Annotated in this window: 6 protein-coding genes; 2 read left to right on the top strand and 4 right to left on the bottom strand. The window is 70.8% G+C overall.

From position 1 onward, the window contains the following. Positions 1-87: 87 nt before the first annotated feature. Positions 88-1,200 (bottom strand): SDR family oxidoreductase, encoded by a 1,113-nt coding sequence (locus tag FE633_RS46575; protein ID WP_138051213.1) that lies wholly within the window; start codon positions 1,198-1,200, stop codon positions 88-90. 190 nt (positions 1,201-1,390) lie between these two features. On the opposite strand from FE633_RS46575, the gene FE633_RS46570 reads away from it, so the two are divergent. After that, positions 1,391-2,830, top strand: a complete 1,440-nt coding sequence (locus FE633_RS46570) for a zinc-dependent metalloprotease (RefSeq protein WP_138051212.1) — start codon at positions 1,391-1,393, stop codon at positions 2,828-2,830. Then, positions 2,827-3,342, top strand: a complete 516-nt coding sequence (locus tag FE633_RS46565) for an NUDIX hydrolase (protein ID WP_138051211.1) — start codon at positions 2,827-2,829, stop codon at positions 3,340-3,342. Before FE633_RS46570 ends, FE633_RS46565 begins: the two co-directional genes overlap by 4 nt. 72 nt (positions 3,343-3,414) lie before the next feature. Here the strand turns inward: FE633_RS46565 and FE633_RS46560 are convergent, their stop codons facing one another. The 3 genes from FE633_RS46560 to FE633_RS46550 all read right to left on the bottom strand — a co-directional run. Continuing rightward, positions 3,415-4,170 (bottom strand): AIM24 family protein, encoded by a 756-nt coding sequence (locus tag FE633_RS46560; protein WP_138051210.1) that lies wholly within the window; start codon positions 4,168-4,170, stop codon positions 3,415-3,417. Positions 4,171-4,186: 16 nt separating this feature from the next. Next, positions 4,187-4,867 carry an AIM24 family protein gene (locus FE633_RS46555; protein WP_138051209.1) on the bottom strand — a complete coding sequence of 227 codons (681 nt, stop codon included), beginning with the start codon at positions 4,865-4,867 and terminating at the stop codon, positions 4,187-4,189. Positions 4,868-4,880: 13 nt separating this feature from the next. Next, on the bottom strand, positions 4,881-5,906 hold a 1,026-nt coding region (locus FE633_RS46550; protein ID WP_246114158.1), incomplete at its 5' end, for an AIM24 family protein.

The raw sequence follows: 5,906 nt of genomic DNA, 5'->3' as shown, positions 1-5,906 counted from the left end.
GGGCGCGGCGTCCGGGGCGCGGCGTCCGGCGTCCGACGTCCGGGGGGGCGAGGCCCTTCAGGCCGCAGCCGCACACCGCCCGCCACGTCAGATGCGGCGCCGGGCCTTCCGCGCCCGACGGACGAGCGCCGCCGTACCGAGCAGCGCGACCGTCGCGCCCGCGGCCCCCGCCGCCGTCGCGTCCTTGCGTCCGAGCCGTCGCCCGGCCACGGTGTGCCGCCCGGCGACCTCCTCCAGAAGCTCGGCGAGAACCTCCTCGTTGGTCCACTGCGGCCGCCACCCGGCGTCATGGAGCCGGCTCCCGCTGACGACCCAGGGGTGCATCGTGTACGCGAGGTCCCCGGCCGGCGACGGTGTGAGCCCGATCCGGTGGAGCCGGGCCGCGGCGCCCAGAGCGACGGCCGAGGGCAGCTCCATCCGCCGGATCCCGCTGAGCTCCTCGACCTCCTCCTGCTCCAGCCACCCGTCGCAGCCGACGGCCAGCTCCCCCTCGACCTTCTCCAGGACGGCGTACTCCAGAGCGCTGCACAGGTCCTCGACGTGGCAGAACTGCCAGGCGGGCCGGGACCCGGCGACGACCAGCAGCCGGGGCGACTCGAAGTAGCGGGTGAGGGCCGTGTCGGTGCCCCCGACGAGCACGGCGGGCCGTACGACGGTGACGTTGAGCCCGGGGTGCGCACGGGGCGCCCGCCGGGCGAGCCGCTCGACCTCCAGAAGGTCCCCGACGCCCGTGGCCTCGGCGGTGGCACGCAGTTCGGCGTCTTCGGAGAGGGGCAGTTCGTTGTCGGGCAGTGCTCCGTAGACCATCGCCGAGGTGCACAGCACCACGCGGTGGACACCGGCGGCGGCCGCGGCGGTGAGCACGGTCTGGGTGCCGCGCACGTTGTACGCGGTGCGTGCGGCCGTGTCGGTCTCCAGATCGAGATCGAGCGCCAGATGCACCACGACGTCCGCACCGCGCAGCTTGTCGGCGATCGCGGGGTCCCGGACGTCGAGGATGTGCCACTGCGCGGCCGCACACTCGCCGCGCCGCTCGTCGATGGCGATGACCTGCTTGATGTCGTCGCTGGCGGCGAGCCGCTCGGTGAGCAGCGCGCCTACGCCGTCCGCGGCGCCGGTGACCGCTACGACAGGGCCGCGGACGGCCGGACTGGTTGAGGGGTTTCGCGCTGCGCGAACCTGCGGATCTGGGGAACTCACCGGGCGTCTCCAGCGGTTGTGTTCAGTAAGGACGCGCGTGACGCGTACGTACCAGGTGACATCCATCCTGCCGCAGCCAGGGAGTCGGCGAAGCATTGAGGCCCGAACCGGCTGCGGTGTCTACGCTGGGTGGTGATGTCGGGCAGCCGCCGTCGGAAAGAACCGGCGGCCTTAACAGCCGAGGAATCCCGTGAGTGACACCCCATTCGGATTCGGCCTTCCGCCGGAGGAGCCGGAGAACGGCGACGAGGGCAAGAAGAAGGACCAGGAGAGCGGTGGTGGTCAGGGACCTGCCAACCCGTTCGGTTTCGGGCTGCCCGGAGGTCCTGGCGGCCCTGGAGCCGACAACCCGCTCGCCGCAATGTTCGGTTCGCTGAACCCCAACGACCTGGGCGCCGCGTTCCAGCAGCTGGGCCAGATGCTCTCGTACGAGGGCGGCCCGGTGAACTGGGACATGGCCAAGCAGATCGCCCGCCAGACGGTTTCCCAGGGCACCCCGGACGGCACCAAGGACTCGAGCATCGGCCCCGCCGAGCGCTCCGGGGTCGATGAGGCCGTGCGCCTGGCCGACCTGTGGCTGGACGACGCGACGTCCCTGCCGTCCGGCGCCGGTACCGCGGTGGCCTGGAGCCGCGCGGAGTGGGTCGAGGCGACCCTGCCGGTGTGGAAGGAGCTCGTCGACCCGGTCGCCGAGCGCGTCGGCGCGGCCATGGGCGACATTCTTCCCGAGGAGATGCAGGCCATGGCGGGCCCGCTCATCGGGATGATGCGCTCCATGGGCGGCGCCATGTTCGGTACGCAGATCGGGCAGGCCGTGGGCGTGCTCGCGGGCGAGGTCGTCGGCTCGACCGACATCGGCCTGCCGCTGGGCCCGGCCGGCAAGGCCGCGCTGCTTCCGGTGAACGTCGAGGCGTTCGGCAAGGACCTCGGCGTACCGCAGGAGGAGGTGCGGCTCTACCTCGCCCTGCGCGAGGCCGCCCACCAGCGCCTGTTCGCACACGTGCCGTGGCTGCGCTCGCACCTGTTCGGCGCGGTCGAGGGTTACGCGCGCGGCATCAAGGTCGACACGGCCAAGCTGGAGGACGTGGTCGGTCAGCTCGACCCGTCGAACCCCGAGCAGTTGCAGGACGCACTCCAGCAGGGCATGTTCCAGCCGGAGGACACACCGGCCCAGAAGGCGGCGCTGGCCCGGCTGGAAACGGCGCTGGCGCTCGTCGAGGGCTGGGTGGACGCCGTCGTGCACGCTGCCGCCAAGCCGCGTCTGTCGTCCGCGGACGCGCTGCGCGAGACGCTGCGCCGCCGCCGCGCCTCCGGCGGTCCGGCCGAGCAGACCTTCGCCACGCTGATCGGCCTGGAGCTGCGCCCGCGCCGGCTGCGGGACGCATCGCGCCTGTGGGCCTCGCTCACGGACGCACGCGGTGTCGACGGCCGTGACGCCCTGTGGGCCCACCCGGACATGCTGCCGACCGCGTCCGACCTGGACGACCCGGACGGCTTCGTGCACCGCGAGCAGCTGGACTTCTCCGAGCTGGACAAGATGCTCGGGGAGGCCGCGGACGGCCCGGCCGGGAAGCCGAACCTGAAGAAGGACGACGAGAAGGACGACGACAAGGGCGACGACGCCGAGTGAGCCTCCACGACGACACGGTCCTCGTACTGAAGAGCTACGAGGGCCAGGAAGAGCTGCTCCAGACGTATCTGGACCATCTTCAGGCTCATCCGGACGGTATGTGGAAGGCCTGCGAGGCCGGACACATCACAGCGAGCGCTCTCGTCATCGACCCGGAGCGGGAGCGTCTGCTGCTGACCCTCCACAGGAAGATCCGTATGTGGCTGCAGATGGGCGGCCACTGCGAGCCGGAGGACGAGACGCTGGCGGCTGCCGCGCTGCGGGAGGCCACCGAGGAGTCGGGCATCCAGGGGCTGACCCTGCTCCCCGGCGGACCGGTCCGTCTGGACCGGCATCTGACGCCCTGCGCCTGGCACCTCGATGTGCAGTACGCCGCGCTCGCCCCGGCCGGGGCCGTCGAGGAGATCAGCGACGAGTCGCTCGACCTGCGATGGTTCGCCTACGACGAGGTGGCGGACGTGGCGGACGACTCCGTCGTACGACTCCTCGAAGCCACGCGGGCCAAGCTCTGAAGAGGTGAGGGACGAAGAGGTAAGGGGCGACCGCCATGGCGGTCGCCCCTTACCGATTCCCTCCGCGGAGGGCTAGTTCCAGACGTTGCCCTGGTTCTGCCCGCGGGCGCCGTGCTGCCCCATGCCGTACTGGGCGCGTGCGCCCTGTCCGATCACGGCGTTCTGCGGGGGCAGCAGTTCGCTGGGCTGGACGAGCGCGTAACCCGTGCCCATGAAGCTGAGCTCCCAGCCTTCACCGGTGTTGCCGCGGCGCCGCCACACTCCGGAGGAATGCGTCTGCGCCTGCATCTGCACCCGCAGGCTGGTGGACCAGGCGACGATGGCGTCGGCGTCGCAGTTGACGTACCGGTCGGGCGTGACCTGCATCATCAGCGGCATCCCCGAGGTCATCAGTGCGACCTTGCCGCGTCCGGTGATGTTGAGCTGGTACTTGCCCGAACCGGAGATGCCGTACTGGCTGTCCACGGCGATCACGTCGTAGTGCAGCGAGGAGTCCATCGCCAGGACATAGCTGCCGTCCACGGTGAGGCCGTCCTGTTCCACGTCCACCACATGGATGTGCTGGGCGAGGTTGGCCAGATAGACGTTGCCCTGCCCGTGGCAGCGCATCAGGTCGAGGCCCTCCCCGGTGTGCGCACGGGAGCGCTGCTGACTGGAGTTCTGGTACTCGGCATCGAACTCCACCAGCCCCTGGTAGGCGACCATGGTGCCCTTGCGGGCGAGTATGTCGTCGTGGCCCTCCAGGACAACACGCAGCATCTGCTTGTTCTGCAGGCTGTAACGCTCCTGGGTCTGCTGCTCGTTGTAGGCGAAAAGCGGGCTCTGCATGGTGTCTGACTCCCCCTCAGCCCCGGACTCGAAGGCGGTCGGTGCTGTCCTCACTGGGCTGGACGACGACGATGCCCTGTCCGGAGAACGCCATCTGGTACGCCTCGCCGCTGCCCCGCCCGATCAGCGACTGCGCCTTGAAGCTGCGCTTGCCCTTCACCTTCAGGTTCGGGGACCAGGCGACGAGCGCGTCCGGGTCGACGTACGTCTCGTCCTCGCCTCCGCCGCAGTCGACGACGATGGGCTTGCCCCGAGAGGTCAGCGCGACCCAGCCCTGCCCGGAGATCTTGGTGTTCCACAGGCCCTGTCCGGCGAACTTCGCCAGTCCCTTGACGCGTTCGACGCCCCACTGGAGGTGTGCGTCGAAGGCGAGCAGGTTGGTGGCGTTGACGGAGATCCCGTCGCCGTTGAGGTTGATGACGACGACGTTCGCACCGTAGTCGGAGAGGTAGAGCAGGCCGTCTCCGGAGCACTTCATGAGGGGCGCGCCCTCACCGGTCATCCAGTCCTTGGCGATCTGGCGCACGGCCGGCGGGTTCGGCTCGTACTGGACGAAACCTTCGTAGGCGACCATCGACCCCACGCGCGCGAGAAGGTCGTTCCCGGTCTGCATGGCGACCTTGAGCATGTGGTTGCCGTGGTTCTCCATGCGCGTGGCGACGGGTGCCGGGGCAAAGCCCGCGAGCTGCTGGTTCATAGGACGGGCTCCCTCAGACCTCGTACGGCTGGACGACGATGAAATTGCCGGGCGCGCCACGGAACTGGAGGTTCACGCTCTCTCCGGTGTCGCCCGGGTAGGCGTTGCGGCGCATCCGGACCTGGCTGGAGACGATCACCTGGGAGGCGGCGGACCAGGCGACGACGGCGTTGCAGTCGGCGAACGTCGTCGGCGTCACCGGCAGCACGACCGGCACGCCGTGCGTCTTCACGACGATCGTGCCCGTCCCCTGGAACTGCATCGTGAACAGCGCGCCTCCGGGGATGCCGTGTCCTTCGACGCGGCGCACCTCGTACTGCAGCGTCTCGTCGAACGCGAGGACGTTCTCCGCGGAGACACAGACGGCGTCGCCCTGCAGCTCGATGGGGTGCAGCATCGCCGAGTTCTCGGCGAGGAACACCTGGCCGCGACCGGAGCAGCGCATCAACTGCATCTCCTGGCCGGTCGCGTTGCCCACGATCCGGCCGGAGAATCCGGCGCCCTTGTAGCTGAAGTCGACCTTGCCCTGGTAGAGCACCATGCTGCCCTGGCGGGCGAGCACGGCCTGGTCGCCGCCCGCACCGAGGTCGACGCGGACCATCTTCTTGTTCTGCTGCGTCCAACGCTGACCGGTGGGCGCCTCCTTGTACGGCTGCAGAGCCGCGGCGAGACCGGCACCGCCCTGGGGAGCGTCCTGCGGTACTCCGTACGCGGCAGGCGCACCCGGAGCGCCCGGCGCACCGGGCTGGCCGGGCACCTGGCCGAACGGCGGCTGCTGGCCGTAGCCGGAGGGCGGGGCCTGCTGGCCGTAGCCCGGAGGCGGGCCCGGTGCCTGGGGCGCCTGAGGTGCCTGGGGCTGCGCGTAGCCGGGCGGCAGAGGCGCGCTCGGGCCGGGGGGCTGGCCGTACGGAGGCTGCTGCTGGCCCGGCTGCCCGTAGGGCGCGGGCGCGGGAGCCGGGGGCGGTACGGGAGCACCGCCGGGCGGGCTCATGGGCGCGACGATGGTCGGCGCGGCGTGCATCGGGGGTGCGGGCGCCGG

Source organism: Streptomyces montanus, assembly GCF_005786655.1.
GTDB classification, from domain to species: domain Bacteria; phylum Actinomycetota; class Actinomycetes; order Streptomycetales; family Streptomycetaceae; genus Streptomyces; species Streptomyces sporangiiformans.
Note: the sequence above shows the minus strand (reverse complement) of the source record. Positions and strands in the feature narration are given on the sequence as shown.

Coding starts and splice junctions, on each gene's coding strand:
- FE633_RS46560 (WP_138051210.1), bottom strand. CDS start 4,170: ATGCAGAGCCCGCTTTTCGCCTACAACGAGCAGCAGACCCAGGAGCGT.
- FE633_RS46555 (WP_138051209.1), bottom strand. CDS start 4,867: ATGAACCAGCAGCTCGCGGGCTTTGCCCCGGCACCCGTCGCCACGCGC.